Origin of the sequence: Pedobacter jamesrossensis, from assembly GCF_042650905.1 — a bacterium.
In the GTDB taxonomy this organism is placed as follows: domain Bacteria; phylum Bacteroidota; class Bacteroidia; order Sphingobacteriales; family Sphingobacteriaceae; genus Pedobacter; species Pedobacter jamesrossensis.
On sequence record NZ_JBHSBY010000107.1, the window covers coordinates 1 to 26,418 of the forward strand.

The 26,418-nt window shown below is 34.1% G+C and carries 26 protein-coding genes; 10 read left to right on the plus strand and 16 right to left on the minus strand.

The features are described from left to right. Nucleotides 1-129: 129 nt before the first annotated feature. Nucleotides 130-921 (minus strand): PDDEXK nuclease domain-containing protein, encoded by a 792-nt coding sequence (locus ACFOUY_RS10850; protein ID WP_378960603.1) that lies wholly within the window; start codon nucleotides 919-921, stop codon nucleotides 130-132. 105 nt (nucleotides 922-1,026) lie between these two features. Here ACFOUY_RS10850 and ACFOUY_RS10855 point away from each other — a divergent pair, with 105 nt between their 5' ends. The 4 genes from ACFOUY_RS10855 (at nucleotide 1,027) to ACFOUY_RS10870 (ending at nucleotide 5,352) form a co-directional block, all read left to right on the plus strand. Then, nucleotides 1,027-3,048, plus strand: coding sequence for a thioredoxin domain-containing protein (locus ACFOUY_RS10855; RefSeq protein ID WP_378960604.1), 2,022 nt, complete (start codon nucleotides 1,027-1,029; stop codon nucleotides 3,046-3,048). Nucleotides 3,049-3,241: 193 nt separating this feature from the next. After that, a complete protein-coding gene (locus ACFOUY_RS10860) occupies nucleotides 3,242-3,700 on the plus strand; it encodes a hypothetical protein (protein ID WP_378960606.1) in 459 nt (152 codons plus the stop codon). A 415-nt stretch (nucleotides 3,701-4,115) separates the two neighbouring features. Then, nucleotides 4,116-4,622 (plus strand): FKBP-type peptidyl-prolyl cis-trans isomerase, encoded by a 507-nt coding sequence (locus tag ACFOUY_RS10865; RefSeq protein ID WP_378960608.1) that lies wholly within the window; start codon nucleotides 4,116-4,118, stop codon nucleotides 4,620-4,622. Nucleotides 4,623-4,773: 151 nt separating this feature from the next. Beyond that, a complete protein-coding gene (locus ACFOUY_RS10870) occupies nucleotides 4,774-5,352 on the plus strand; it encodes a peroxiredoxin family protein (protein WP_378960610.1) in 579 nt (192 codons plus the stop codon). On the opposite strand, the gene ACFOUY_RS10875 is transcribed toward ACFOUY_RS10870, so the two are convergent. The 4 genes from ACFOUY_RS10875 to ACFOUY_RS10890 all read right to left on the minus strand — a co-directional run bounded on the left by ACFOUY_RS10875 (nucleotide 5,349) and on the right by ACFOUY_RS10890 (nucleotide 9,843). After that, nucleotides 5,349-6,647, minus strand: a complete 1,299-nt coding sequence (locus tag ACFOUY_RS10875) for a hypothetical protein (RefSeq protein ID WP_378960611.1) — start codon at nucleotides 6,645-6,647, stop codon at nucleotides 5,349-5,351. The two genes, ACFOUY_RS10870 and ACFOUY_RS10875, sit on opposite strands and share 4 nt — an antisense overlap. Further along, on the minus strand, nucleotides 6,640-7,224 hold the full coding sequence (locus ACFOUY_RS10880; protein WP_378960612.1) for an RNA polymerase sigma factor: 585 nt from the start codon (nucleotides 7,222-7,224) through the stop codon (nucleotides 6,640-6,642). The genes ACFOUY_RS10875 and ACFOUY_RS10880 overlap by 8 nt, the downstream gene beginning before the upstream one ends. Before the next feature lie 130 nt (nucleotides 7,225-7,354). Continuing rightward, nucleotides 7,355-8,056 carry a DUF4397 domain-containing protein gene (locus ACFOUY_RS10885; RefSeq protein WP_378960613.1) on the minus strand — a complete coding sequence of 234 codons (702 nt, stop codon included), beginning with the start codon at nucleotides 8,054-8,056 and terminating at the stop codon, nucleotides 7,355-7,357. 164 nt (nucleotides 8,057-8,220) lie between these two features. Next, nucleotides 8,221-9,843 carry an ABC-F family ATP-binding cassette domain-containing protein gene (locus ACFOUY_RS10890; RefSeq protein ID WP_378960615.1) on the minus strand — a complete coding sequence of 541 codons (1,623 nt, stop codon included), beginning with the start codon at nucleotides 9,841-9,843 and terminating at the stop codon, nucleotides 8,221-8,223. 349 nt (nucleotides 9,844-10,192) lie between these two features. Here ACFOUY_RS10890 and ACFOUY_RS10895 point away from each other — a divergent pair, with 349 nt between their 5' ends. The 4 genes from ACFOUY_RS10895 to ACFOUY_RS10910 all read left to right on the plus strand — a co-directional run bounded on the left by ACFOUY_RS10895 (nucleotide 10,193) and on the right by ACFOUY_RS10910 (nucleotide 12,458). After that, complete coding sequence (locus ACFOUY_RS10895) at nucleotides 10,193-10,747, plus strand: hypothetical protein (RefSeq protein WP_378960616.1); 555 nt, start codon at nucleotides 10,193-10,195, stop codon at nucleotides 10,745-10,747. An 88-nt stretch (nucleotides 10,748-10,835) separates the two neighbouring features. Further along, entirely contained in the window at nucleotides 10,836-11,411 is a 576-nt protein-coding gene (locus ACFOUY_RS10900) for a nitroreductase family protein (RefSeq protein ID WP_378960617.1), read from the plus strand. A gap of 209 nt (nucleotides 11,412-11,620) precedes the next feature. Continuing rightward, the gene (locus tag ACFOUY_RS10905; RefSeq protein ID WP_378960619.1) at nucleotides 11,621-11,965 is read left to right on the plus strand and encodes a DUF1801 domain-containing protein; all 345 of its coding nucleotides are present in this window, start codon (nucleotides 11,621-11,623) and stop codon (nucleotides 11,963-11,965) included. A 40-nt stretch (nucleotides 11,966-12,005) separates the two neighbouring features. Then, nucleotides 12,006-12,458, plus strand: coding sequence for a 3-oxoacyl-ACP synthase (locus ACFOUY_RS10910; RefSeq protein WP_378960621.1), 453 nt, complete (start codon nucleotides 12,006-12,008; stop codon nucleotides 12,456-12,458). Between the two features lie 22 nt (nucleotides 12,459-12,480). Here ACFOUY_RS10910 and ACFOUY_RS10915 read toward each other — a convergent pair whose 3' ends face one another. The 4 genes from ACFOUY_RS10915 to ACFOUY_RS10930 are packed head-to-tail and all read right to left on the minus strand — an operon-like array spanning nucleotide 12,481 to nucleotide 16,876. Further along, complete coding sequence (locus ACFOUY_RS10915; protein ID WP_378960622.1) at nucleotides 12,481-13,647, minus strand: DUF3298 domain-containing protein; 1,167 nt, start codon at nucleotides 13,645-13,647, stop codon at nucleotides 12,481-12,483. 36 nt (nucleotides 13,648-13,683) lie between these two features. Next, entirely contained in the window at nucleotides 13,684-14,571 is an 888-nt protein-coding gene (locus ACFOUY_RS10920; RefSeq protein WP_378960624.1) for a polysaccharide deacetylase family protein, read from the minus strand. Nucleotides 14,572-14,583: 12 nt separating this feature from the next. Then, nucleotides 14,584-15,945: a M1 family aminopeptidase gene (locus tag ACFOUY_RS10925; protein WP_378960626.1), complete on the minus strand. Its 1,362-nt coding sequence runs from the start codon at nucleotides 15,943-15,945 to the stop codon at nucleotides 14,584-14,586. 55 nt (nucleotides 15,946-16,000) lie between these two features. Continuing rightward, nucleotides 16,001-16,876 carry a polysaccharide deacetylase family protein gene (locus tag ACFOUY_RS10930; protein WP_378960627.1) on the minus strand — a complete coding sequence of 292 codons (876 nt, stop codon included), beginning with the start codon at nucleotides 16,874-16,876 and terminating at the stop codon, nucleotides 16,001-16,003. 176 nt (nucleotides 16,877-17,052) lie between these two features. On the opposite strand from ACFOUY_RS10930, the gene ACFOUY_RS10935 reads away from it, so the two are divergent. Next, nucleotides 17,053-19,560, plus strand: coding sequence for a S9 family peptidase (locus ACFOUY_RS10935; protein WP_378960629.1), 2,508 nt, complete (start codon nucleotides 17,053-17,055; stop codon nucleotides 19,558-19,560). Between the two features lie 286 nt (nucleotides 19,561-19,846). Here ACFOUY_RS10935 and ACFOUY_RS10940 read toward each other — a convergent pair whose 3' ends face one another. The 7 genes from ACFOUY_RS10940 to ACFOUY_RS10970 form a co-directional block, all read right to left on the minus strand. After that, nucleotides 19,847-20,338 carry an SRPBCC family protein gene (locus tag ACFOUY_RS10940; protein ID WP_378960631.1) on the minus strand — a complete coding sequence of 164 codons (492 nt, stop codon included), beginning with the start codon at nucleotides 20,336-20,338 and terminating at the stop codon, nucleotides 19,847-19,849. Next, nucleotides 20,335-20,655, minus strand: a complete 321-nt coding sequence (locus ACFOUY_RS10945) for an ArsR/SmtB family transcription factor (RefSeq protein ID WP_378960633.1) — start codon at nucleotides 20,653-20,655, stop codon at nucleotides 20,335-20,337. Before ACFOUY_RS10945 ends, ACFOUY_RS10940 begins: the two co-directional genes overlap by 4 nt. A gap of 235 nt (nucleotides 20,656-20,890) precedes the next feature. Next, nucleotides 20,891-21,373: a glycosyl-4,4'-diaponeurosporenoate acyltransferase CrtO family protein gene (locus tag ACFOUY_RS10950; RefSeq protein WP_378960634.1), complete on the minus strand. Its 483-nt coding sequence runs from the start codon at nucleotides 21,371-21,373 to the stop codon at nucleotides 20,891-20,893. A gap of 97 nt (nucleotides 21,374-21,470) precedes the next feature. Then, nucleotides 21,471-21,929, minus strand: a complete 459-nt coding sequence (locus ACFOUY_RS10955) for an SRPBCC domain-containing protein (protein ID WP_378960635.1) — start codon at nucleotides 21,927-21,929, stop codon at nucleotides 21,471-21,473. A 222-nt stretch (nucleotides 21,930-22,151) separates the two neighbouring features. After that, a complete protein-coding gene (locus ACFOUY_RS10960) occupies nucleotides 22,152-22,676 on the minus strand; it encodes a GNAT family N-acetyltransferase (protein ID WP_378960636.1) in 525 nt (174 codons plus the stop codon). 110 nt (nucleotides 22,677-22,786) lie between these two features. Next, nucleotides 22,787-23,875, minus strand: a complete 1,089-nt coding sequence (locus tag ACFOUY_RS10965) for a ligand-binding sensor domain-containing protein (RefSeq protein ID WP_378960638.1) — start codon at nucleotides 23,873-23,875, stop codon at nucleotides 22,787-22,789. Between the two features lie 79 nt (nucleotides 23,876-23,954). Continuing rightward, a complete protein-coding gene (locus ACFOUY_RS10970) occupies nucleotides 23,955-24,155 on the minus strand; it encodes a hypothetical protein (RefSeq protein WP_378960639.1) in 201 nt (66 codons plus the stop codon). Between the two features lie 194 nt (nucleotides 24,156-24,349). Between ACFOUY_RS10970 and ACFOUY_RS10975 the strand changes: the two genes are divergently transcribed. After that, entirely contained in the window at nucleotides 24,350-25,999 is a 1,650-nt protein-coding gene (locus ACFOUY_RS10975; protein ID WP_378960641.1) for a M28 family metallopeptidase, read from the plus strand. Nucleotides 26,000-26,418 lie beyond the last annotated feature (419 nt).

Consider the following 26,418-nt stretch of genomic DNA (forward strand, 5'->3'; position numbering starts at 1 on the left):
AGCATGAGGTCAATCCTTACAAATGGCTCAAGTACACATTGGAAAATATAATGTCGATAAACCACAAAAAAATCAAGGAGCTCTACCCGCAGAACTTTAAAAATACAATGGGTTAATCAAATATGTAGTTTATAGGGCGGATACATACATTCTAACGTACATATCAATCTGTCCAATATCCTGATGATTTAATCCCCCGGTCTTAAGGTCTATAATAACGAAACATTTCAATATGTAATTGTAAAAAACTAAATCAATAAAAAAATCAGAAGTATCAGTTACAATGTGTTGTTGCCTGGCTACGAAAGCAAAGCCTTTTCCAAACTCTAACAAGAATTTCTGAATGTGGTCTATGATAGAACTTTCTAATTCCCTTTCAGAATTTTTTGCGTTTGTATTTAATCCTAAAAATTCAAAAATATAAGGGTCTTTTAAAAAGTTTTCAATTTCTTGTTGAGAATCTTGTTGAATATTATTAGATATAAGCCTTTCAAATGCAAGCGAATTAATTTGTCTTTGCAGTTCTCTACTATTCCAGTTTGAAGTGATGGATTCAGATAAATAATAGTTGCGTTTTTGCTCAGTTTCTAATCTTGAAAGTAAACGGTAATGAGTCCAACTCAATTCGTGACGCAATGCGTCACGAATTGGAAATGCTTTATAAAAGGTTCTGATGTTTCTTAGATTGCTTTCATCAAAACCTTTCCCGAACTCCATTGTAAGCAGCTGAGATAGGTTTTTTAATGTCGATTTTCCATAATCAGCTTTTGATTTTCCTGCTTGTTCATCTTCTACAATAATTTTTCCGATTTGCCAATAAGACTCCAATAGTGCAGAATTTGCCGCACGAAATACCCTCAAGCGAGATTGAATAATAATATCCTTAATTACACTAAATAAATCACTTTTTGATAACTCCATAAAAGAAATAGATTTCCTTCTTAAATATAAAAACAAAAACTAAAACGGGGCAGGTTTGTAGATAATTAATAGCTTTACAACTTTAATTAAAATCCTACAAATCTCATGTCTAACATCCATTCAGAGCCTAATAGTTTAATAAATGCATCTTCTCCTTATTTACTTCAACATGCTTATAATCCTGTTAAGTGGCACGAATGGGGAAAAGAAGCCTTAGAAAAAGCAAAAGCTGAAAACAAATTGATATTGGTTAGTATCGGTTATTCTGCTTGTCATTGGTGCCATGTAATGGAGCGTGAAAGTTTTGAAAACCATGAAGTCGCCGAGGTAATGAATCAGCATTTTATCTGTATAAAAGTGGATAGGGAAGAGCGACCAGATATTGACCAGATTTATATGTATGCCATTCAGTTAATGACTGGTAGCGGTGGCTGGCCTTTAAATTGTATTTGTTTGCCAGACCAGCGCCCGATTTATGGTGGTACTTATTTCAAGAAAAACGATTGGATTAATATTTTAGAAAATGTTGCTGGTTTATGGGCAAATGAGCCTGATAAGGCCATTCAATATGCAGAGCGATTAACTTCTGGTATCCGCGATAGCGAAAAAATAATTCCATCGGTTACGAAAGAAGCTTATACCGACGCACACCTAACTGAAATTATTGAACCCTGGAAACGCCATTTTGATATTGGCTTTGGTGGCTATAATCGTGCGCCAAAATTTCCGCTACCTAATAACTGGGTTTTCTTACTTCGATATGGGTTTTTAAAGGATGATGAATCTGTTTTTACAGCCGTTTGTCATACATTAGAGGAAATGAGTAGAGGTGGAATTTACGACCAGATAGGTGGTGGTTTCGCCCGTTATTCTGTTGATGATAAATGGCATGTTCCACATTTTGAAAAGATGCTTTATGATAATGCACAACTCATTAGTTTATATATAGAGGCTTATCAATGCACTAAATTCGATTCTTTTAAACAAACTGCCGTTGAAACCATAGAGTGGACTTTTAATGAAATGACCTCTGCGGATGGTTTGTTTTATTCGGCTCTAGATGCCGATAGCGAAGGTGTTGAAGGTAAGTTTTACATTTGGGATAAAGCTGAATTTGATGAGGTTTTAGGCGATGATGCAAAACTAATCGGAGAATATTACAATGTTACAGAAGATGGGAATTGGGAAGAGGAACATACTAACATCTTGCGTAAAACAATTAGCGATGATGATATTTTATCGAAATATGATATTGATGCTGAAACCTTATATGATAAATTAAAAGCTGCAAAGGCAAAATTACTTTTAGTAAGAGGTAAACGTGTTAGGCCAGGCTTGGATGATAAGTGTTTAACCGCCTGGAATGGAATGATGATTAAAGCCTTGGCAGATGCTGCGCAAGTTTTAAATCATGATTCTTACTATCAAAAAGCATCAGCGGCAGCAAAATTTATCATTTCTAACTTAAAAACAGAAAATGGGGGTTTGTATCGTAACTATAAAAATGGCAAACCATCAATCACTGCTTTTTTAGATGATTATGCATTTTTAATAGAGGCGTTAATTGCACTTTACGAATACGATTTTGACGAGAAATGGCTTGATGAGGCTAAATCACTAACAGATTATGTATTGGCAAATTTCACAGATACTGATTCACCGATGTTGTTTTACACATCTGCCGAAGGCGAAAGTTTAATTGCTCGTAAGCACGAAGTAATGGACAATGTAATTCCGGCGGCTAACTCTGCAATGGCTTTTAATCTGAAAAAATTAGGCTTACTTTTCGATTTAGAAAATTATACCGAAAAAGCAGCTGAAATGCTTGCTGCGGTTCATCCAAAAATCAAATCTTATGGTTCAGCGTATTCAAATTGGGCAATTTTATTATTAAATGAAATTTACGGAATCAATGAAATTGCCATCACTGGTCTAGAAACTGATATGGTTAAATTGGAGTTAAGTAATCATTATATTCCAAATAAAATTACATTAGGCGGAACAAAAAGTAACTTACCGCTGTTAAAAGGTAAGCAAAGCAATGAAACAAAAGTTTATTTTTGCCGAAATAAAGTATGCCAGCTGCCGGTTAAAACTGTTGAGGAAGCATTAGAGTATTTACAATAGAATAGCTTTTGTAGTAGTAAATAATTTAAATATTATATATTTGTATTATAATGACACTTAAGACATTACATATCGATAATCCTTCTGCGAAGCTTATAACTTTGGTTAGAAAATTGCAATCAGAAAAAGAAGCTAAATTAAAGCAGCTTGATTCTGAACGTGAAAAGTATTTCGGAACAAAGAAATAGCTTTAATGGGTAAAAAAGAGATTATACCCTTGATAACAAAGGAGGGGCACAATTATCTTATTCAATTCGAATTTATTGGTAAAGCGCAAATTCCAGACGGAGTTAAAACAGATATAGTTGATGTTCTTATATCGGTAGAAAACAATGTTGGTATTAATAATAGCTCAACACTCGGTCAATTTGCATCTATCCTTAAAAAATATCTTACCGAGAATAATGTTATTTTATATTGTTATTGTGACCATGCTGAAATTAATAGAGCGGCAAACAAGCAGAATATGAGTCCCCAAAAGTATCGGAGCAAGTTATTCTCAGCGATGTTTGACAAGCAAGGCAATGATGATTATGTCAGTCAATTAATAGTGATTAATGATGAAGTAGACCACTATATTCATCTAATATCTCATAAAAAAAATGAGGGGGATATCGTTTCACTCAAAAACGAAGTCCTGGCCCAAAAATAATACCATTACTACTTCCTTAACTAATTTATAATAGTCTCAACTTTATCTCATTGTTCACAACAATTAAAGTGCTTTTTTATTAATAACCGGGCTATATTTTGCGCTACGGGCACAGAACCAAACATTATCATATTCGTCTGATAAAAATATGCTCGTGTTATTCAATTTTATAGTTGAATATTCCGAAATCAAATAAGCACTTTTAGTACTAAACTTTGTACTAGTACTAAAAAACATTTTCTTTTCTGAACAATCATCGCATCTTTTTTGTTAGGTAAATAATTAACTTATCTTTGTCCTGCAATATATAAAAGAGCTTTTATAAGTTTAATAAGTATTTGCCGAAATAAAGTATGCCAGCTGCCAGTTAAAACTGTTGAGGAAGCATTAGAGTATTTACAATAAAACAATTTAAATGAATATTTCACCAAACTCAGTAGTGTCGTTAACTTACGAATTGCATACTACTAACGAAGAAGGACAACAAGTTTTTGTTGAAAAGGCCGATGAGCAAAATCCTTTAGTATTTTTATATGGCGTTGGCATGATGTTGCCTAAATTTGAAGAGCATTTAACTGGTTCTAAAGCTGGTGATGAATATAGCTTCGAATTATCTGCTGCTGATGGTTACGGAGAAATTGATCCAGGTGCTTTTGCAGATCTGCCAAAAACAATGTTTACAGAAGCTGGTGGTGAAGTACCTGCTGTTGGCGATGTTATTCCTTTACAAGATAATAATGGTAACCAATTCAGAGCTGGTGTTACTGCCGTTCATGATGAAACTGTTGCTGTAGATTTAAATCACCCAATGGCTGGCAAAAACTTAATGTTTGCCGGTACTATTTTAAGTGTTCGTGAAGCTACACAAGATGAGTTAGCTCATGGTCATGCGCATGGTGCTGATGGTCATTCAGGTCACTAATTCATTTTCCAATAAATAGTTTTCAGTTAAACTGATCACTTTGTCATATTAAGCCTCGATATTAATCGGGGCTTTTTGTTTTTAATTGTAAGGTATTACATCAAAAATCGACTAATGAGTAAACTATATTTATAAACTAAAATTAATCAAAATGAAAACCCTAATCTTTTCGCTATTTATATTGCTATCTTCTTACAGTTTACACGCCCAAACTGGCTTAAAAGTTGGCGATAAAGCACCAGAGTTTTTTGCTAAAAACAGCGATGGCAAAGAAATTAATCTTAAACAATTACTAAAAGAGAATAAAAGTGTGGTATTGTTTTTCTACCGTGGTCAATGGTGCCCATATTGTAATAAACATATTAAGGATTTGCAAGATTCACTTACCAGTTTAAGCTCTAAAGGTGCTTATGTGCTTGGTGTAACACCAGAAACTAATGAATCTATTGCCAAAACCAAAGGTAAAACTAAAGCTTCTTTTTCTTTAATATCTGACAGGGAATACAAAATTATGAAAGCCTATAAAGTTGATTTTGTGATGGAAGAAAGTCTTGTTTCTAAGTATAAAGGCTATGGAATTGATGTTGCAAAAAATAATGGCGCACTTGATGCTGTTTTACCTGTTCCTGCAACATACATAATTGGCAAAAATGGTAAAATAAAATTTGTACAGTTTGATAAGGATTACAAAAAAAGAGCTTCAATTAGCGAAATAGCTAGCTTGCTTTAAAAATCAAGTTTAAGCCTTAAACCACCGTTTGTAAGGTTTAAGTTGTCTTTTGAAAAGTTCTTCATTGGCACCCTTAAAAAAGGTTCAACAGCTATGTTTTTCTTTGGTGATATTTTTTGTTTATATCCCAAAGAAAAATTATAGAATCCTAAATACTTTTCTGGTGCAATAACAGATTCCTGCTGTGTTTCAGAAACTCTTTCTGTTACTAATAACATTTTTTGCTCAGAATAACCCATTGAGTTTACTACAGTGGAGTTTTGCGTTTGGCTAACAATGTAATTATTTTCTTGTTTGTTATTTAAAATCGCTAAAGCAGAAACTCCAATGCCTGTATAAAGCTTGTCGCTAATGCTGTATTTTAACTCTAATGGGATGTTTATACCCCTAACTCTAGCATCAACAGATTCTAAGCTTTTGCTGTTTGTAGAGAAGGCCTGTGATGCCGCCGGAGAAGCATTCATCATTCCTGAGGAAGCATTAGATATATCATTTTTACCACTCAAAGCAGTGTAAGCAATGCCAGAACTAATCGATAATTTTTTAGCCACATTGTAAGACAACGAAAAACCGTAATTCATATTTACTTTATTATCATTTCCCATAGCAGGAGCAACAAAAACGCCAGGTTCCCATTTATCAACTTTTTTGCTTTTTTCAGTTTTAGTTAGCTGATTATTATAACTGTCTGAAGCGAGAATTTGTTCGAAAGTAAGTTTTGAAGCAATCGGTTTTTTCTTTTCAAGAGCAATTACAACATTATTGCTGGTTGGATTTTGAGCAATTCTTTCTGAATTAATGGTATTTAATAATGTAGGTTGATTATTTGAAATATTATGAGAAGAACTGTTATCCACCAAACTAACGACTGTGTTAGATGTGTTTACAGTTGTATTCTTGTTTTCATCTATCGCGGCAATGGAAGCAGTTTTCTCATTAATTGAATTCTCTAAAGCAAAAGGTTTATTAATATCTAATTGATCTGAACTTGAAGTTTCATTTTCTTTAATAACTGGTTTATCTACGCTTTCTTCCGTTGTAGTAGTTGGTTTTTTGATAGCTTTACTTGCTTTGTTTACAACAATTTTAGTTTGGCTATCATCATTATTCCTCAAGAAAAATAAACTACCAGCAATTATAATAATTGCAGCAGCAGCAGACCATAGCGGCCAGTATATAAAACCTCTTTTTTTCTTTTCTTGTTGCACAGAGAAGCGCTCCCATGCACCGGGAGTATAAACTTCTTCGTGTGTGAGAAGATTATCTTTTATCTGGTCAATTAATTCTTTATCCATTTTTCTCATACGAATTAACCAATGTTTTTAAATAGAGCGTGCGCAGTTTATTTTTTGCTCTTGTTAGGTAAACTCTGCTCGAACTCTCTGGTATATTCATCATTTTCGATATCTCATCGTGTGCAAAGCCTTCAATTTCATAAAGGTTAAATACTAATCGGTGTGTTTCTGGTAAATCATTTAACAATTTTAAAATATCCTGAACGTGTAAATCTGAAGCTACCGAAACATTATTTACCGGGTGTTCGGCTTCTGATAGATCATCAACATAAGAATGATTTTTTAAAGTACGTAGTTTATCTATCGCCGTTCGGGATGCAATTCTGGCAATCCAACCTTTAAATGTTTTTTGTAGCTCGGCAGGATTGTTGGGTGGCTGGAAACTATCTATGTTCTTGAAAATCTTTATAAAACAATCATTTACAAGTTCTTCTCCGTCGTAACTGTTGTTAACATATCTTAAAATAATACCCATTAAATAGCCATAAAATGATTTATACATCATTTCTTTACAGCTGTTATCATTCTTTTTACAGCCTTCTATTATATCCTCAACACTGAGTATTTTTTTTATCAACCTGTAAGAACTTAATAGAGATTAGTTTTATGTAAAACGACTTTAAGATATTTTGACTACAAAATTAATGAAAATAACACCATCCTTTTTTTAATTTGGATGATGTTAATTTTCGTTTCATATGTAGGTGTTATTTATTAGTCAATATTCCTAAAGCAAATTTTGTACTGTCTGTTTTGCTTTTTAAGCCTTTTGCCCAAAGGGTATAAATTTTTCCTTTCTCAATTTTTGTAGCTGGTAATGTAGCGGTAACATTTGCACCTTCTTTAATTTGAAAAGTATAGCTATCAGATGGAGTTATTGAAATGAAAGGTGTAGATTCTTTATAAGCTTTGCCAGTAAACAATGCGGCATCTTGGCCAACAACAGCTAAATCTAATGCTGGTGCATCTGGACTTAAATTAATGAAGCGAACCTTTGCTTTATCTGTTTCAGGTGCTTTTAAATCGTCTTCAACCAATAAGATTTTTGGTGCAGGTAGAACATCTATAACAAAAGCTGAGTAAAATAAACCAGAACGCAAAGTTACATTCGCAGTACTTAGATATCTTGTCGAATCTTTTTTAACAATACCAAATAACCTAGAGCCTGGGTAAGCGCCAAAGTAACCCAAATCATTAGTGTATGTAAAATCTTTAGAGTTGGCTTTTTGATTATCAACAATAAAATCTAAAGCGCCAGTTCCTGGAGAGGCATGTACGAAGCCAATTCCTGCTACTGTAACTGAGTCAGAATTGTTCCAGTCTTTTTTACAGGCAGATACAAATAATGTTAATACAAGCAGAGAGAGTATAATTTTAATTGTACTTAATTTTTTCAGAGTAGTTTTCATTTTAATGTTTTAAATCAATTTTTAAATAAAATTGGTTAATGGCCATTAACACTTTTTTTGATAAAACGATATACAGTGAACAAACGCTACAACTCGATGATTTTTTTTTCAATAAAAAAGCCACATGAAGTTCATGTGGCTTATTACTAGGTTTTTATATTTTATTACGAATACATTTCTTCTCGAAGTTTTGCAACATCAGCGTTGTTAATATATTCGTCGTAAGTCATTAACTTATCAATTGTGCCTTTTGGCGTAATTTCGATAATCCTGTTCGCAACTGTTTCTGTTAATTGGTGATCTCGTGATGTAAACAAAATTGCACCTTTAAAGTCTTTCATTCCGCTGTTCAGTGCTTCAATAGATTCCAAATCCAGGTGATTGGTCGGTTCATCAAACATTAGCAAGTTTGCTTGCTGTAACATCATTCTCGAGAACATACAACGCATTTTCTCACCACCTGAAAGTACTTTTACGTTTTTCAAAACTTCTTCGCCCGAGAATAACATACGACCTAAAAAGCTACGTACAAATTGCTCATCAGCATCAGTTCCAGAATATTCTCGTAACCAATCAACCAAGTTTTCATCTTTGCCAGCAAAGTATTCAGAGTTATCATTCGGAATATCAGCCGTGCTGATGGTAACACCCCATTTAAATTCGCCTTTATGGTTAGTATTTCTACCAGTTAACACATCGTAAAATGCTGCGGTAGCCAAACTGTTTTGAGATATGACAGCAATCTTATCGCCCTTATTTACCATGAAGGTCACTTTGTCGAATAAAATACCATCGTTTCCGCTAGCACCCAAGTTCTCAACCTGTAAAATTTGGTCGCCAGCTTCTCTTCCGGTGTTGTTAAAAATAATAGCCGGATATTTACGGCTCGAAGCTTTAATTTCGGCAATATCAATTTTATCTAAAGCTTTTTTACGCGAAGTTGCCTGCTTAGATTTCGATGCATTTGCACTAAACCTGCGGATAAATTCCTGTAATTCTTTTACCTTATCTTCGGTTTTCTTATTCTGGTCGCTGCGTTGTTTTAACGCCAACTGACTAGATTCGTACCAGAAAGTATAGTTACCTGTATACGTGCTCATTTTTGCGAAATCGATATCCACAATGTGCGTACAAACTGCATCTAAAAAGTGCCTATCGTGACTTACAACCAATACAATGTTTTGGTAATCAGCTAAGAAATTCTCTAACCAGGCAATGGTTTCGATGTCCAAATCGTTGGTAGGCTCATCCAATAGTAAAATATCAGGATTGCCGAACAAAGCTTGGGCTAATAACACACGTACTTTTTGTGTATTATCTAATTCTTTCAGTAATTTATTGTGATTATCTTCTGTAATGCCTAAATTACTTAACATGGTTGCTGCATTGCTTTCCATATTCCAGCCATCCATTTCAGCGAAAATATTTTCCAATTCTCCGGCACGTTCGCCATCTTTTTCGGTAAAATCTTCCTTCATGTAAATGGCATCTTTCTCTTTCATGATGGCATAAAGCTCTTTATGGCCAATCATTACGGTTTCTAAAACCGAAAATTCATCAAATTCGTGGTGATTTTGTTTTAAAACGGCCATTCTTTCGCCCGGAGTAAAAGCTACACTACCCGAAGTTTGGCTCACCTCGCCAGATAAAATTTTCAGGAAAGTAGATTTACCTGCTCCGTTAGCGCCGATTACGCCATAGCAATTGCCTTGGTTAAATTTAATGTTAACGTCTTCAAATAATGTGCGTTTGCCGTATCGTAAAGATAAATTAGAAACTGAAATCATGCTGTGAAATAAATAAGCCGCAAAGATACGCAAAAAGGTTGAGGGTAAAAAGACAGAGCCTAAAACCTTTAAGATTAATAATTTGAAAACGAGCGCTCACTGTTTTATGGCAAGTGCAGCGTTTACAATTTTTTCTATCCGTTGGTTGAAACCAACGGTAATGCTTTATCGGTCTCATTTGTTAGTTAAAAAGATTTGCTTTCAATGCAAGACTTTCAGTTTCAACAATATTTTTTAATTGTCATTACGAAGCCGTGCTTTGGTAAGCTAAAGCAATTTAATTTTAAGAAGTTTTTTAGCACTTTTCCTTTTCGATAATTACCAAAAGGAAAATTTTTTATTTTTGAATATGCAAGCTTTAATCAATACCATAAAAACTACATTAAGCAAAAGCAAAGTCGAAAAGCTGGCGTCCATTGCATCAGAAGAGACTTTTTCGGTGAAAGATTTAATCGATTTAAGTTTTTATCACGATGAACAAATTGGTTTCAGAGCGGCATGGGTTTTAGAAAACGTTTATTCAAATCATCAGGAAAGGTTTTTATCTCATTCAAAATATTTTTTAGATAGATTTCCAATGCAAAATAATCTCTCGGCTTTAAGGCATTACGTTAAAATTTTAGCCTTTATGACGAAGAAAAACGCAGCTCATGAAATAAAAGAAATTATCAATGATTACGATACAAATAATATTGTTGAAGTGGTTTTTGCCTGGCTAATTGATGAGAAAATTCCAGTCGCTGTAAAATCTCATTGCTTAAATATTTTGGCTAATCTAATTCAAAAACACAAATGGATTAAAGAAGAACTTATCGAAACAATGGAATTTCTAGTTGATAAAGAAAGCATAGGTTTTTTTGCAAAAGTTAAACAGATTAGGAAACAGCTTAATAGTATCAAGTAGCAGCTATTCGAGACATCATAAAGTCAAATCTCTAATCGCTTTTAACCCTCTACCTTTAACCTTTCGCCTTTTACCTTATCTTTACAGCATGAGTACTAATTACGAAATCGTATCAAAAGTTATAAAAGAACGTCGTAGCATTTTTCCGGCAAGCTATATAAAAAAAGAAATCTCTGTTGAGGTAATTAAACAAATTTTAGAAACAGCTAATTATGCACCTACGCACAAGTTAACCCAACCTTGGCGCTTTACTGTAATCAGAAAAGCTGGTTTGGCAAAACTAGGCGAAGAACTTGGTAAACTATATAAAGAATTGGTTTCACCTCAGCAATTTCTGCAAAAAAAGTATGATAGTTTTGCTGAGAAAACGAGTCAGGCCGATTGTATTATTGCGATTAATATGGCGGTGAGTGGAAAGATTCCAGAGTGGGAAGAGTTAGCTGCCGTATCTTGTGCAGTGCAAAATATGGCTTTAACGGCAGAAAGTTTAAAAGTTGGTGCTTATTGGAGTTCGCCTCCATTAATTGATAATTTAGGCGAATTTTTAGGTTTGAAAGAAAATGAAAAGTGTATTGGTTTATTCTACATGGGCTATCATAACGAAAAACCGTGGACACCAAATCGTACATCGATAGAAGAAAAAGTAAATTGGATTGAGGGGTAAGAATTGTTGAATTGTTGAATTGTTGAATTGTTTTCGAAAATTGGCGAACAATTTAGCAATAACCATAGATTCAGAAACTGTTTAAAAATGATTATAGATTTTATAAAGGTGCTTGGGGACACGCACCTTGGCTATTGCCATGGAACGTGTCTCCACCTTCTATAAAGTAATTGAAGTTGAAATTTAAACAGTTTCGGGATTTTTTTAGGATGCTAAACCCACTAGATAATTATTTTGAGCAAAAGGATGAGCCAATTAAAAGTTGCCTGCAATATTTGCGGTTACTTTTGATTAGTTATCCTGATATAACCGAGCATTGGAAATACGGAATGCCATTTTATTACTATAAAGAAAAAATGTTCTGCTATCTTTGGATTCACAAAAAACTTCATCAACCTTATATCGGTTTGGTTGATGGAAATAAAATTGACCACCAAGATTTGTTGCAGGAGAAAAGAGCCCGAATGAAAATTTTACTAATCAATCATTTAGAGGATGTTCCGGAAGAAAAGATAAAATCTATTCTGAAATCTGCATTTGCCCTCCGAAAATAACCATCTTACATTACCCATCTAACATTATCCGTTAAAAAATATGTCTGCTTTAAAATCTCAACTGTATCAACTGTGCTTAACTTTTATTCAAAACAGAATAGAAAATATCGAATATTCGTTGCAACAGGCGAGGCAGGCATCAAACGATGATACTAAAAGTAGTGCAGGCGATAAATACGAAACTACCCGTGAAATGATGCAGCAAGAAATGGATAGAAATAGTAAATTATTATACGAGGCTGGTCAGCAGAAAATTGCTTTACAACAAGTAGAAAATGTTGATGTAGCTAAAGAAGTAAAAAACGGAAGTCTGGTTTTAACATCAAGTGGTAATTTCTACATCAGCATTAGTGCAGGAGAACTAAAAGCTGATGGAAAAACATTCTTCGCTGTTTCTCAGGCTGCACCAATTGGTAAACTTTTTATAGGCAAAAAAGTTGGAGATGAGTTAAGTTTTAATGGAAAGAAATATTTGATTGAAGAGATATTGTAAATTATATTAATGATTTAAATTCTTACTTTATCTTCATTCTTTGTGCAAAATCAGGGTTTAAATAACTTTTTAAATCTGTAAAAGGAACAAAAACTACAATTTGTCCTTGCGCATAGCTTGCAACCTCGTAAGGGTTGTACATAAAAGCAATTCCGTTTGCGTTGAAGTAAAAATTCTTATTTGGCTTTAAAAAGTTATCAAATAATACTGTAGTCAGCTGCTCACTTGATTTTATATTATAATTTCTTCTTAGGTTTTTCTCCAAAATCTTTTGTAAAGTATTCGAATCTATTTTTAATATATCGCCCAAAACCATTTGCTTCTTGCTTTTTACATCAAGGCAATGCATGGTGCTGCCGTAATTTCCATGAGCACCGCCTGTGTAAGCATCCGAAAGGAAATCGATAACTACATAACCGTTATCGTTATATGCAATAGATTGCTGACTATTATCGGTGTAATTCATCCACTGTAGAAAACCTCTATCTGGTCCTGTTTTTTGCTGTTCGGTGATTTGGCTTTTATAATCGGCAAAATAATCCTGTGCAATTTTTTTAAATCCGGCAATTCTATCTTTAGAACCAGTTCTTATTCCTGAAATATCTAGGAGTTGGTTGTCAACCCATATTCCGGTTTCATTATCAACTTTGGGTTTTAAATATTCAAAACTAATTTGAGCAACCGGAGATTTCACATCATTAGGCATTGCTTTAACCGAATCCTGGTATATTCCTGCTGTAAATTCGTAACTACCTTCCGGGTATTTTTCTTGCAGGGCTACTGCAAATTTTTTGTTATCTTTTTCATTAGACCAGGTTCCGGTAAAACCATTTCCATTCCACTTTAAACCAATTTTAGATTGCTTAGCATCTTTATCGAAATAATAATCGTAAAAACCATTCTCAAAAAGAACAACACTATCCTGACCAATTAAAGTATCGGTAGATAAATTTAACCACGAGCCTTCGTAATAATAAACGCCACTATAATCATTATTTACTTTTTGCAAATGCATAACTACAGGTTTGCCAGCAATTGTACCTTCCAATCTTTTGTAAAAGGTATTTGTTAGCGCAGTTTTTTCGCTTTTAGGTGAGTTGCTTTTGCTATCATTGTTTTCAGATTTTGGATTATTACAGGCTGAAAGTATAATCAAAGCTAAAAGCGTAGTGTAAATTAGGTTTTTCATGTTTAGGGATGATGCTAAGGATTTATTAATCTACATTTACGATTTAGGTTTTGTTTTATTAAAACTCTTATTAATGCTGAAATAAAGATTTTTTGCTGTGTATCTTCCCGGGTCAATTATTCTTCTAATGGTTAATAATGGATATTTTTCATCTCTCGCTGTTGATAAAATAAAAGCAGCTTTAAAACCATGTTCTTTAAGTTTATGCAAGTTTGCCGCTTTGAAAACACCATAAGGATATGCAAAATATTCTACTTTTTTGCCGGTAATTTCTTCGAGTTTTTTAGTAGGTTCATCTATCTGGGTTTTCCAATCTTCATCAGTAAACTGAGTAAAGTTTTTATGATCGTATGTATGACTTGCAATGGTATTTCCTTCATCCGCTAATTGTTTAATTTGCTCCTTCGTCATGTAATTAATTCTACCTTTTCTGCCAATAGAAACCGTCATGATAAAATAAACACCTTTAAAGCCATATTTTTTGAGTGTAGCATTTCCAATTGTAAACTGATCTTCATCCGTATCATCGAAAGTTATCATAATCGGTTTTTCAGGAAGTTTTGCTCCGTAAACTAAATAATTGTAAAGTTGATCGGGTAGAATGGTATGATAATCACTATCTGCCAACATTTTTATGTGTTCTCTAAATTTATCTGGCGCAATAATATCGTCGTGTGCTCTTTTACTATCGCTGGCTATGTTATTTCTAATTTGATGGTAACATAAAACCGGAACTTCGCGTTTAGCTAAAATTGCTGCAGCATCAGCTGGTTTTAAATTCGTTGTATCTGTTTTTTCTTTTTCAGAAACATTCTTTTCTAATGGTTTTTCTTTCGCCTGATGGTTTGAACACGATGATAAAATTAATGCAGCAAATAGTATAGTTAGGAGGGGATGAGCGATGTTTTTAAGAGTTTTATTCAATTTATTTTAATTTTATTTAACCAAAGATACTGCGTTTTCAGATATTATAAATTCTTTTTCATACGCATCCCATTCTTTTTTTGTGATGCCCGATTTCAGCGCATTTTCTTTAAAAAAGGAATAGTCTGTTGGTGTGTTTTTTGCAGTTAAACAAGTTTTTAAAAACTTAAACATTTGCTTTTCTCCTACTATTTGCTCTAAACCTCTTAATAAAAAAGGACCGTATGAATAGCGATATGTTCCAGAAATCTGGTTCATGTCTGTAACTTTATTTAATGGCAGCGCTTTAAAATTCTTCAGCTCTTTTCCCTTTCTTTGGAAATAATTTGTTGCAAAATCTTTCCCGAATTTCTTTTCACTTGCCTTAACGGATAAATATTCGGCGGTAGATTCTAAAAAGAACCAAAATAATGTAGAGTTCGGCTGTAAAACATTACCAAAATAGTAATGGCCAATTTCATGAGCAATAAAAGGATAATCGGTAGAATCTTTTAGTTTCGAATGTTTCTCATCAATCATATCACCTAATTTTATTCCAGCAAAAGCAATTGTTGGAAATGAAACAAAGCCCCAGCTTCTACCTTTGTTAAATTTTTCTACAGGCTGATGCTCGATAAAAACATTTTTAGTATGATAGGGAATTTCTAACGATTTAAAATAATAAGCTTTCATTTCAGCAATGTTTTGCTCGAAAATATTCAGCTGCTTATTATTCATTTCTGTGTTCAGAAACAAAGCACCAGAAGTTTTTTGAACACCATAATCACCTGCAAATATTAAAGGCGCAATAGCAATAGTAGATTTAAAATTCGCAACGGGCCCTGGTTTAGGTAAATCGCCATTCACAAAAATCATCTTCGCCTCCTTACTAATAACCTCAATATTGTAGGTCATTTGCTCAATTTGCTTATCTCCTTTAACATCATAAATTATTGGGTACCATTTCGATTGATCGGTTGCCCTCATTGTTTTGCCGTTAAAAGCAATTAAGCCTTTAAAATCTATAAAATTTAGCGTGTCGTTATATATTGGAAATGCACCTGTGTAAACGATACGAAGTTTTTTTGGATTGGTAAGAACATCATTGCCTTTTTGCGGAACATATATTAATCCTTCGCCACGCATTTTTCCATTATAAAAACCATCGTAGCTAAGCGTGTTATTTAAAGAATCTTTTATCGCTTTTATATTGAAACCTTTGTTGAGTAAAATCTGATAATCCTTTCCAAAATCAGGAATGTTGGTTAAAGTGAAATCGCAACTGATTTGCCCGGTAGACATTACAATTTCGACTTTACCACTTAAGTGCGGAATTTGTGCTGTCACAATATTAAATGTGAAAGCCATTGCGATAAGAAGTAAAATTTTTTTCATGAGATTGTTGTTTTAAAAAAGAAAACCCCAACAAATGCCGGGGTTTTATAAATTATTAAAAGCTATTTTTAATGCTATTACTTAATGTTTTTGGACTCCAATAACCACTGGCAATTATTCTGCGGATGGTAAATAATGGGTCTTTTTCATCACGTTTGGTAGATAATTGAAAAGCCATTCTAAAACCACGTTTTTTTAACTCAGGAATACCTTCTGCATTCCATAAACCAAATGGGTAAGCAAATTCCGTCATTTTTTTGCCTGTAATTTCTTCTAGCTTTTTAGTTGGCTTATCTAATTGTTCTTCCCAATCTTTACCTGCATATTTTTTAAAGTTCTTATGGTCGTATGTGTGCGAACCAATTACACCACCTTCATCAGAAAGTTGTTTAATTTGTTCTTTAGTCATATAATTTACAAACTTTCCTTTTCTGCCGATGGAAACCGTCATGATGAAATAAACACCTTTGAAACCTAATTTATCCAATGTTGGGCGAACAATTGTAAACTGATCTTCGTCAGTATCATCAAAAGTTAGCATAATTGGTTTACTTGGTAATTTTGCACCTGTATTTAAATAAGCATAAAGCTGATCGGGTAAAATTGTGTGGTAACCACTATCGGCCAACATTTTCATCTGATCTTTAAAGTTCTGAATTTCCACTATGTAATCTTTTCCAACCTTACCGTCGGTGGGTTTCCAGTTTCTAACCTGATGATAACATAAAATAGGCACTTGTTTGCGCTCTAGAATAGTTTTTGCATCAGCAACTTTTATTTTAGAAACATCAAGGGGTGTTGCGCCTTCGGTTTCTTTTACAACTTGCTCTGTAGAATCGGGGTTTTTACCACTTTCGGTTTGAGATTTAGATTGGCAGCCAGTAAATAAAATAACACCAGCGGTTATAATGGTTAAAAATTTGAATTTCATAGATAAGTATTTCGTGCAAAAATACTTAATTCGTTAATTAATTATACTCAAAATAAGAATGTGTTGATAATTATTTAGCGCTTTCTTTTTTTATTTAAACTATCGCATTTATTACAAGTTCGTTGCCTTAAAATTGCAATTATTAGATAATTTAGGCATCTAAAAATCAAGCATTAATGAATAAAATTTACAAACTCTTTTTAGGTGCTCAACTTTTATCGCTTACGGTTATAGCTCAAACAAAAACCTTTACGATAACCGAAAATGTACAGGCACAGCCAAAAGCTAATTATCAGCTTGCATCAAGATTTTCGCCTAATAAATTAAAGAAAATGGTGTATTCTACTTCTGTAGATCCGCATTGGCTTAAACTAAGTAATCGTTTTTGGTACACTTTCGAAAGCCCAAAAGGTAAATTCTGGTATCTGGTAGACCCAGCTACGAAAAGCAAGAAGCAAATGTTCGATAATGCCAAAGTTGCTGCAGATATTACTTTAATTGTTCGCGATCCTTTTGATGCTGAACACTTACCGTTAGAAAATCTAAAATTTGCTGCGGATGAAAAAAGTATTTCTTTCGAAATTAAAAGTACTATTGATGAGTTGAAACAGGATAGAAAAGATAAGAAAGCTGCAGATTCGATGCAGAAAAAAATCTATTCATTTAAATATGATTTAGCAACAACCAAGCTTACAGAAGTTCCGAATTTTAGCAAGCCGAAGCCAAAACCGAGTTGGGGTTCAGTTGCGCCAGATTCATCTGCCATTATATTTTCACGAAATTATAATTTGTATTGGATGGATAAAGAAAACTACAAAAAAGCTGTTAAAAATGAAGATGACAGCACAATTGTAGAACATCAATTAACAAAAGATGGCGTTAAGTTTTACTCTTATGGTAGCGATGGTGACGGAGAAAATAACGTTGAAAACGAAAAAAATAATAAAAAGCGCCGTGGTGCTTATGTATTATGGTCGCCGAATGCAAAATATTTTGTGTTAGATAGAACGGATTCTCGCAAGGTTAAAGATTTGTGGGTTATTAACAGCGTAACATCTGGCCGCCCAACTTTAGAAACCTATAAGTATCAAATGCCTGGTGAAGCTGAAGCACCTCAGGATGAAGTATTGCTTTTTGATTTTGCCGCAAAATCTTACAAAAAACTGAGCGTTTCTGCTTTTAAAGATCAGAGCGTTTCGGTATGGAGTAAACCAGTTTTGGCAAAAGATAGAGATAACGAATTCCGCCCTTCGGTTTGGTTGGGTAACGATAGCCGTTTTTATTTCTCGCGTACAAGCCGCGATTTAAAACGCATTGATATTGGTACGGTAGATATTGCAACAGGAAAAGTTACACCAGTAATTGATGAAAGATTTAATTCTTACGTAGAAGTTAATAGACCAGGTTTGGTGAATGATGGTAAAGAGCTAATTCACTGGAGTGAACGAGATGGTTGGGCGCATTTTTATCTTTTTGATGAAAACGGAAAATTGGAAAACCAAATTACAAAAGGTTCTTTCCATTGCGAAAGTATTGTAAATATTGATGAGAAAAAACGTGTGTTATATTTCACGGCGAATGGGAGAGAAGGCAAAGAAGATCCATATTATTTACATTTGTACAGCATTAATTTCGATGGTTCTGACATAAAATTGCTAAATGCCGGAGATTTTGACCACGCATCGAGCATGAATGATAACAACACTTACTTCGTTGATAACTATTCAAGAGTAAACACAGCCCCAAAATCTACTTTATATGATGGTGCTGGAAGAAAGGTAATGGATTTAGAAACTACAGATTTATCTTTATTAATGGCTGCTGGCTATAAATTTCCAGAGCCATTTAAGGTGAAAGCTGATGATGGAATTACCGATTTATATGGCGTAATGTACAAACCTTTCGATTTCGACCCGAATAAAAAGTACCCAATTATAGAATACGTATATCCTGGCCCGCAAACGGAAGCTGTTAACAAGGCATTTAGCAAAAGTATGGATCGTACAGAGCGTTTAGCTCAATTTGGTTATATCGTAATCACCGTTGGTAATCGCGGTGGAAACCCTTCGCGTTCTAAATGGTATCACACTTATGGTTATGGCAACCTCCGCGATTATGGTTTGGCTGATAAGAAAACGGCAATCGAGCAATTAGCTTCTAAATATTCGTATATAGATGAAACAAAGGTTGGTATAACTGGTCACTCTGGTGGTGGTTTCATGTCGACAGCAGCAATGCTGGTTTATCCGGAATTCTTCAAAGTCGCAGTTTCTAATGCTGGTAACCATGATAACAGCATTTATAACCGTTGGTGGAGTGAAAAACATCACGGCGTTAAAGAGATTGTTTCTTTAAAAGGCGATACCTCATTTAAATACAGCATCGATAAAAACCCAGATTTAGCCAAAAACCTTAAAGGTCATTTACTGTTAATGCATGGCGATGTAGATAATAATGTGCACCCAGCAAACTCAATTCGTGTTGCCAATGCTTTAATGAAAGCAGGTAAACGGTTCGATTTCTTGATTATTCCTGGTCAGCGCCACGGTTTTGGCGATATGACTGAATATGCATTCTGGAAACTTGCCGATCACTTTAACAAATATTTAATCGGCGATTTTTCGAGTCCGGAGAATGTTGATTTAATTGAGATAGATAGGGATTTAGAACAAAATGGCAAATAGAAGCTAAGTACTATTGTTCAGAATATTAAAATGGCCTGTTTTAAAGCAGGCCATTTTTTGTTTTTAAAGCTTAAAAAATTTACACTAAGTTTTACCTGTATTTATTTTTTTTGAAAAGCAGTGTTCTGTAATTCATCGGTTATTTCAGTCCCGCCATTCGCTTTACTCAGCCAATGAAAAATTGGCCTCATGCTCGCTATTGTCGGGTTTATATAAGTTCATATTGTGCAATTATTGCACCTCTGTTCTTGGTCAAGGCTTTTTAACATCAGTATCTACTTTTTTGCTACAAGGTTGCTAACAACTCTTCCAAGCTATTTAATGTCATCGTATATCCTTCTTTAAAGCCCATTTCAATCATTTTTTCCAATCGTTCTAAAGAATCGTTGTATATGGATGTTGTAACTGTAGTCTTTCCATTTTGTTCGCTGAAATTCAAGTCCCAATCAGAACCAGGTAAATCGAGATTCTCATCCTTATCCGCAAATGCATTTAACATTTTAAAATTGGTTTTTGGAGTTATAGAAGTATATTTCTGAACCGACCAATGTTCTTGTCCTTCAGGACTAACCATTGCATAAAATCTTCGGCCACCAACTTCAAAATTCATAACTTTTGTTTTCGAAGCCCAGGGTTTTGGAGCCCACCATTGGTCTAGAATTTCTTGCTTGGTAAAAGCATCCCAAACCAGCGAAAGATCAGCGTTAAATTCTCTCGTAATTAATACCGTTTTTGTTGTTTTGTTAACGGTAAAATCGAATAGCAAATCATTTTTCATTTTTTCTGATTTTTAATTGTTAATAATACATCATCAAGTTGATTAAAACGGGTTTCCCAAATTTTTCTGAATTGGTTTATCCAATTATCAACCTCTTTAATTTTTTCAATTTCCAGTGAGTAGTAAATTTCGCGGCCTTGTTGTTCTTGTTTTACCAATTCGCATTCTATTAATATCCGAAGGTGTTTAGAAACGGCTTGTCGGGTAGTTTTGAAGTTCTCGGCAATAGCGTTTGGCGTCATCGCCTGTAAAGCAATTAGTGTAATTATGGCTCGTCTTGTTGGGTCGGCTATAGCTTGGAAAATGTCTCGTCTCATATAGTTTAAATTTTTAATTGCGAAACTAATTGGTTGCAAATATAAGCGCAACTATTCGGTTTCGCAAATTTATTTTCACGGCTATATAAACAGGTCGGAATTGTTGGGTTAAGATTGGTTATAGAATTACAACCAATGGATAGTAAGTTCTGGTTAAGAAGCTTTTTCCATAGCTTTCTACTGAATTTGGGTCAGTATTTTTCGATATCATTAATTGTAAAAACTTTAGTCTGCCTCATGCAAAAACTTTGTTTATTACAGTTTTGTTTATTAATTTATTTATTCGTCTTTTATTCTCCTGTTGTAATAATGATGGATATAAGTTCATTAATACATTCACTATCATAATTGTAAAACCGAATAAAAAATTAAAATTATAAAATTTGGCTAGAGCAAAAATACTCACAAAAACAAATCCGATTAAATGATCTATTTCAGAAATTGTCATCTCACTACGTAGTTTGTTTAGATCATTCTCTTTAATTTTCTTTTTCAGTTTAAGTTTTTGATTGAAAAATTTAAAAAATGTATTTTTAACAATCCATTTAAAAATTCCGATTCCTATAATTTTGTTGAGTTTTTTATTTTCTACAAAATTCAGGTTTGATAATTTTTTTTCATAAAACTCTGTCTTTCTTAAAATAGCATTTACCGCCATACCTACTATCCAAGAAATAACCGATATTGAGATACTAAATGTTAAATATGTAGACATCATAATTTTTTTTCAGCTTGCATTTTAAGTATAATTATGTCTATTTAAAAATGTAAAGGTTGTTTTCTCAATACTGATTTAAAGATGCTATATAAATTAACTATTGCTCAGAAATTTCTTTTAATTTATCTAATGCTGCTGGATAAGTGTTATTAAAGTAATCCAAATATTCATCAATCGTATCCATATCTACCGTTACGGTTGTTACACCTTTCTCTTCCTGGTAAGAATAATTTTCGTGTCCACCTGCCCATTTTTCAACTTGTTCGCCTGTTGTTATTTCTGTATCACCATCCAAAAAACCGTAATGCCTTATCGAAATAAATTTGGCAGGTTGATGTTCTTCGATTTCAGAAACCATTCCACCTTTTTTACCGCTTTCGTCTACGCCTACAAAATAAATTTTGCTGCCTTTTTCCCAATTTCCCTCGAAGGTAGAAGTAGGATTAAATACTGATGCCCAGTATTCATAAGTGCTTTTGTTTTTTAAACCCAACATTGTCTCATATACTTTTTGAGCTGTTGCATTTATCTCTTTTTTGAATTGTAATTTTTTCATTTCTATTGTTTTTATTTAAATTCCAAAATTATACTCATATTCTGTTGGTTGCGTGTCGTTTTAAACTGAAGGGCAACGTTTTGTAGCTTGTCGAGGTGGGGAATTACAAAGTAAAAAGCTGATATTATTACTAAAGTTTAACTAAAAATTGCTGTTGGATTTTTGTGCTAAACCCACCATTTTACCAAAATGCCGCTAGTGCTGCCTTTCTTGTGATGCGCATTATTCTTTCAGTTTTAGTTTCATCATAATGTCGGTCTGCTCGTCATCACCTAATTTGAAAATGTGTTTATCAAATTCTACGAAACCGTTTTTTTTGTAAAAGTTAATGGCTCTCGGATTTTCTTCCCAAACACCTAACCAAATATAGTTAGCATTTTTCGCTGTTGCAATATGTATTGCTTGGTTGTAAAGTATTTGGCCAACACTTTTTCCGTGAAAGTCTTTTGAAACATAAATACGTTCAATTTCAAGTGCTTTGTCGTCCTGCAATTCTGTTTGAGATTGTCCAAAGTTTAGTTTTAAATAACCAATTACATTATCGTTTAGTGTTGCAAAATAAAACTCAGCGTTATTGTCGTTAAGTTCAGTCGTTAGTTTCTCAATAGAAAATCCTTCCTCTAAATATTTTGTCATATTCTCTTCGGAATTGCTTTCCGAAAATGTTTCATGAAAAGTTTGTTTGCTAATTTTTTGTAATTGGTCAACGTCGTTAAGCGTTACTTTTTTTATTTCGATGTCTGTCATTTTGTTTCTACGGTGTTGTTTTTAAGATTGTTACTAGCAAAGATGGCGACTTTAATCGCAAATGTTGATAGGAGCAATGAACCGCCACAACTCGTGTTAGGGGTTGTTTGTTAGTTCGTTGCAGGCTTAGGTTTATATTCCGAATAATTGATAAATGTTTTTCCATCGAAAAGATAGAGACCTGTGGCTCTCGTACCCACCCAAAGATTTCCGGTTTTATCTTCTAAAATTGCCCAAATCCCGGGATTGATTAGCCCATCTTTAAAATGTGTGAAAGATTTCCCATCGTAACGGCAAAGGCCACCAGCTCCACCGAACCAAATGTTTCCGTTCCTATCTTCTATAATTCGCGTAATAGCACCAATAGTTAAGCCATCGCTTGCCGTAAAACTAGTAAATGATTTGCCATCATATCGGTAAGCTCCACCCCAATTGCTGAACCAAATATTCCCGTTTTTGTCTTGCAATTGAGGCCAGGCCCAATTATGAGCTTTTGGCTTCTTTGGTCCCTTTTGAAATAAATCCTTTAGTTTGAGGTTGGTTACAGATTTTCCATCGTAACGATACACACCTTCGTTACTTCTTACACCAAACCAAATGTTACCTGCCTTATCTTCTAAAATGCGTTCCATGTTATTGTTACTGCTCATAAAGCCGCCTGCGTCTTCATTAACTATAAACGGGGTAAAGGATTTGCCATCGTAGATATAAACACCATCTATGGTTGCGAACCAAAGCTTTCCGTTTTTTGCTCGAATGATATTAAATACCCAATGCGAATTGAGATAATTTTGATTCTTATTGGGCGGTAGGTTTTTGGGTAAAGGAATCTTAATTTTGGTAAATGTTTTACCATCATAAAGACAAAGCCCCGCATTAGTACCTATCCAAATTTTACCATCTTTATCTTCCAAAAGGCAAGAAACGTCATTACTATTTAGCCCACTGGTTACAGTAAATTGGCTAAACAATTTTCCATCATATTTATAAAGCCCATTTTCTGTGGTTCCAAACCAAAGATTACCTTCTTTGTCTTGCAGGATGCATTGTACATTCCCATATTCTGGGTTGCCGATGGTTTTTATAAGTTTTGGATGTTCCTTTTCTTTTGGCAAATCATTTTTAACTGGCCCGTTGCAGGAAGTGAAAAATATTGATACCAACAGTAAAGAGACTATTTGGTTTATGAACTTTATCATTTGTTACTTTATTTCTTTAGTATTTTTTGGTTGTATCAAGATTGTACACTGTCGTCAATGTTGGTGACGTTTGGCAGGTTTAATTTGATTCTAATTTACTTGCCCCAATTACCCACAGCACTAATCTAAATAGAAAGATTCGAATTCTATTGTCTGTACTTTGTCCAACGTTTGACTTAAACCTATTGATATTGTAAGCACTTAAAATTCCATTTGGAAAGCTAATATCCGTTTCAGGATTTCCTAGTTCTTGATTGTCGAAATATCCATGGGTTATCATGATAGGTTTTTAGGGGTTTGTTTAACCCGCCACTTTGCGCAAGTAACTTTCGTTTTTAATATTTATAAACGAATATAACGTTTATATTAAATTTAATCTTTCAAAAGCTTGGTTTTCAACCTTTGCCTGTTGTAAATAAATATCAAGAGATTCTGAAAATTATTTTATTAAATTACCAGCTCAATTTAATTCTTATGAAGAAAACTCTGATTTGTTTATCGGCTTTGGCTTTCAGTATATCTGCCTGCAAGCAATCTGCAGAAAATTCTGCTAAAGAGCCCGATTCTACGGCAATAAAAGCAATTAACGATAGCAGTCTCACGAAATATTTATCTGTAATCGCCGCCGATAGTCTTGAAGGACGTAAACCTTTTACCAATGGCGAGAAAAAGACGATAAACTACTTGAAAACTGAATTCGAAAAGCTGGGCTTAAAACCTGGTAATGGCGATAGTTATTTTCAGGAAGTGCCCATGGTAGAAATTAAATCAGTACCTGATGATAAAATGGTTATCAAATCGGGTTCAAAAGAGCTTGTTTTAAATTACTTAACAGAATTTGTTGCTGGTTCGAGACGTGTTCAGGATGAAGTAAGTATTAAAAATTCACCTCTGGTTTTTGCTGGATACGGCATCGTAGCACCAGAGTATGGCTGGAATGACTATAAAAATTTAGATGTAAAAGGAAAAACCGTTGTTGTGTTAATTAACGACCCAGGCTTTGCAGATTCGACTTTGTTTAAAGGCAAAAACATGACTTACTATGGCCGCTGGACATATAAGTTTGAAGAAGCATCGCGACAGGGAGCAGCAGGCGTTTTAATCATTCACGATACAGAGCCAGCAGCTTACCCATGGACTGTTGTTCGCAGTGGTTGGTCTAAATCGAAATTGCAGTTACAATCGGCAGATAATGGTATGAACAGAACCGTTGTAGAGGGTTGGATTGGTTTAGATGTTGCCAGAAAATTATTTACACTTGGCGGTCAATCTTTTGAAAATTTGGCTAAAAAAGCGCTTAAAAAAGATTTTAAAGCTGTCGATTTGAATCTAACTACATCGCTTAGGGTTAAAAATAAAATTAAAAAATCTATAACCTATAATGTTCTGGCATCAATTCCTGGAGATAAATTGAAAAACGAAGCCATTATTTATTCCGCACATTGGGATCATTTAGGCATTGGTGAAAAAGTACAGGGCGATTCTATTTACAACGGTGCAGTAGATAACGCAACGGGTGTAGCTTCGCTTTTTGAAATTGCTTCTGCCTTTAAAAAGTTCCCAAAAAACCCTGATAGAACAATTTTATTTATTTCGTACACAGCAGAGGAGCAAGGCTTGCTGGGTTCAGAATATTATGCCAAACATCCGGTATTTCCACTCGAAAAAACGATTGCTAATATTAATATGGATATGATGGGGATTGCAGGTAAAACAAAAGATATTGTAGTTTATGGTTACGGGCAATCGGAATTGGAAGACTATGCTGCGGCTTCTGCTAAAAAACAGGGGCGTGTGCTGGTGCCTGACCCAGTTCCATCTTCGGGTTTATATTACCGTTCAGATCATTTTAACTTAGCAAAAGTTGGCGTTCCTTCGCTGTTTACAGGTTCTGGTGTAGATAATATTAAAAATGGTAGAGCATGGGGATTGAAACAAGTCGCTGATTTTACGAAAAACCGTTATCATTCTCCACAAGATAATTTTGACGCTAAAACCCAGGATTTATCAGGAATAGTTGAAGATGTTAGGTTATTATTTGATATGGGATATCGATTAAGCAGCGAAACTACTTATCCGAAATGGAAAGCAGGTTCGGAGTTTAAAGCGGTTAGAGAAAAATAATAATAAAGCGTCTGTGATAATTTTAAAATTTATCATCACATGAGTTAATTTATTGCTAAAACTACGCCCTTTAGAGCAAGGCTTTCAGTTTCTACAATTTCCTCCTTCTGTCGTTTCGAGCCACGAAGCAATCCTAATGCACTAAAAAAAACTATAGTTGTAAGATTGCTTCGTTTCTCGCAATGACGGCCGCTGGAGAAAGAATTTCATTCTTTCTTTACCCAATCTTATGCACTTTCAGTGCGTAGTAGTTTAGTTCACAAAAATCAATATAAATGACATTTAACTTCTGCGATTTGCAATTCCCCTCTTTCAGCTAATCCTTACACACATTTATCATTAAATAAATAAGATGTAACACACTGAATATCAACCATATACGGATTATTTTTCGTATTTTTAACCATGTTAAATCATTG

Bases quoted from the DNA above. Each gene is read 5' to 3' on its own strand.
- ACFOUY_RS10950 (WP_378960634.1), bottom strand. From the start codon at position 21,373: ATGATGTCTACATATTTAACATTTAGTATCTCAATATCGGTTATTTCT.
- ACFOUY_RS10965 (WP_378960638.1), bottom strand. From the start codon at position 23,875: ATGATAAAGTTCATAAACCAAATAGTCTCTTTACTGTTGGTATCAATA.
- ACFOUY_RS10865 (WP_378960608.1), top strand. From the start codon at position 4,116: ATGAATATTTCACCAAACTCAGTAGTGTCGTTAACTTACGAATTGCAT.
- ACFOUY_RS10900 (WP_378960617.1), top strand. From the start codon at position 10,836: ATGAGTACTAATTACGAAATCGTATCAAAAGTTATAAAAGAACGTCGT.
- ACFOUY_RS10890 (WP_378960615.1), bottom strand. From the start codon at position 9,843: ATGATTTCAGTTTCTAATTTATCTTTACGATACGGCAAACGCACATTA.
- ACFOUY_RS10925 (WP_378960626.1), bottom strand. From the start codon at position 15,945: ATGAAAAAAATTTTACTTCTTATCGCAATGGCTTTCACATTTAATATT.
- ACFOUY_RS10955 (WP_378960635.1), bottom strand. From the start codon at position 21,929: ATGAAAAAATTACAATTCAAAAAAGAGATAAATGCAACAGCTCAAAAA.
- ACFOUY_RS10860 (WP_378960606.1), top strand. From the start codon at position 3,242: ATGGGTAAAAAAGAGATTATACCCTTGATAACAAAGGAGGGGCACAAT.
- ACFOUY_RS10885 (WP_378960613.1), bottom strand. From the start codon at position 8,056: ATGAAAACTACTCTGAAAAAATTAAGTACAATTAAAATTATACTCTCT.
- ACFOUY_RS10930 (WP_378960627.1), bottom strand. From the start codon at position 16,876: ATGAAATTCAAATTTTTAACCATTATAACCGCTGGTGTTATTTTATTT.
- ACFOUY_RS10875 (WP_378960611.1), bottom strand. From the start codon at position 6,647: ATGGATAAAGAATTAATTGACCAGATAAAAGATAATCTTCTCACACAC.
- ACFOUY_RS10870 (WP_378960610.1), top strand. From the start codon at position 4,774: ATGAAAACCCTAATCTTTTCGCTATTTATATTGCTATCTTCTTACAGT.
- ACFOUY_RS10975 (WP_378960641.1), top strand. From the start codon at position 24,350: ATGAAGAAAACTCTGATTTGTTTATCGGCTTTGGCTTTCAGTATATCT.
- ACFOUY_RS10970 (WP_378960639.1), bottom strand. From the start codon at position 24,155: ATGATAACCCATGGATATTTCGACAATCAAGAACTAGGAAATCCTGAA.
- ACFOUY_RS10915 (WP_378960622.1), bottom strand. From the start codon at position 13,647: ATGAAAAACCTAATTTACACTACGCTTTTAGCTTTGATTATACTTTCA.
- ACFOUY_RS10895 (WP_378960616.1), top strand. From the start codon at position 10,193: ATGCAAGCTTTAATCAATACCATAAAAACTACATTAAGCAAAAGCAAA.
- ACFOUY_RS10905 (WP_378960619.1), top strand. From the start codon at position 11,621: ATGCTAAACCCACTAGATAATTATTTTGAGCAAAAGGATGAGCCAATT.
- ACFOUY_RS10945 (WP_378960633.1), bottom strand. From the start codon at position 20,655: ATGAGACGAGACATTTTCCAAGCTATAGCCGACCCAACAAGACGAGCC.
- ACFOUY_RS10850 (WP_378960603.1), bottom strand. From the start codon at position 921: ATGGAGTTATCAAAAAGTGATTTATTTAGTGTAATTAAGGATATTATT.
- ACFOUY_RS10935 (WP_378960629.1), top strand. From the start codon at position 17,053: ATGAATAAAATTTACAAACTCTTTTTAGGTGCTCAACTTTTATCGCTT.
- ACFOUY_RS10855 (WP_378960604.1), top strand. From the start codon at position 1,027: ATGTCTAACATCCATTCAGAGCCTAATAGTTTAATAAATGCATCTTCT.
- ACFOUY_RS10940 (WP_378960631.1), bottom strand. From the start codon at position 20,338: ATGAAAAATGATTTGCTATTCGATTTTACCGTTAACAAAACAACAAAA.
- ACFOUY_RS10910 (WP_378960621.1), top strand. From the start codon at position 12,006: ATGTCTGCTTTAAAATCTCAACTGTATCAACTGTGCTTAACTTTTATT.
- ACFOUY_RS10960 (WP_378960636.1), bottom strand. From the start codon at position 22,676: ATGACAGACATCGAAATAAAAAAAGTAACGCTTAACGACGTTGACCAA.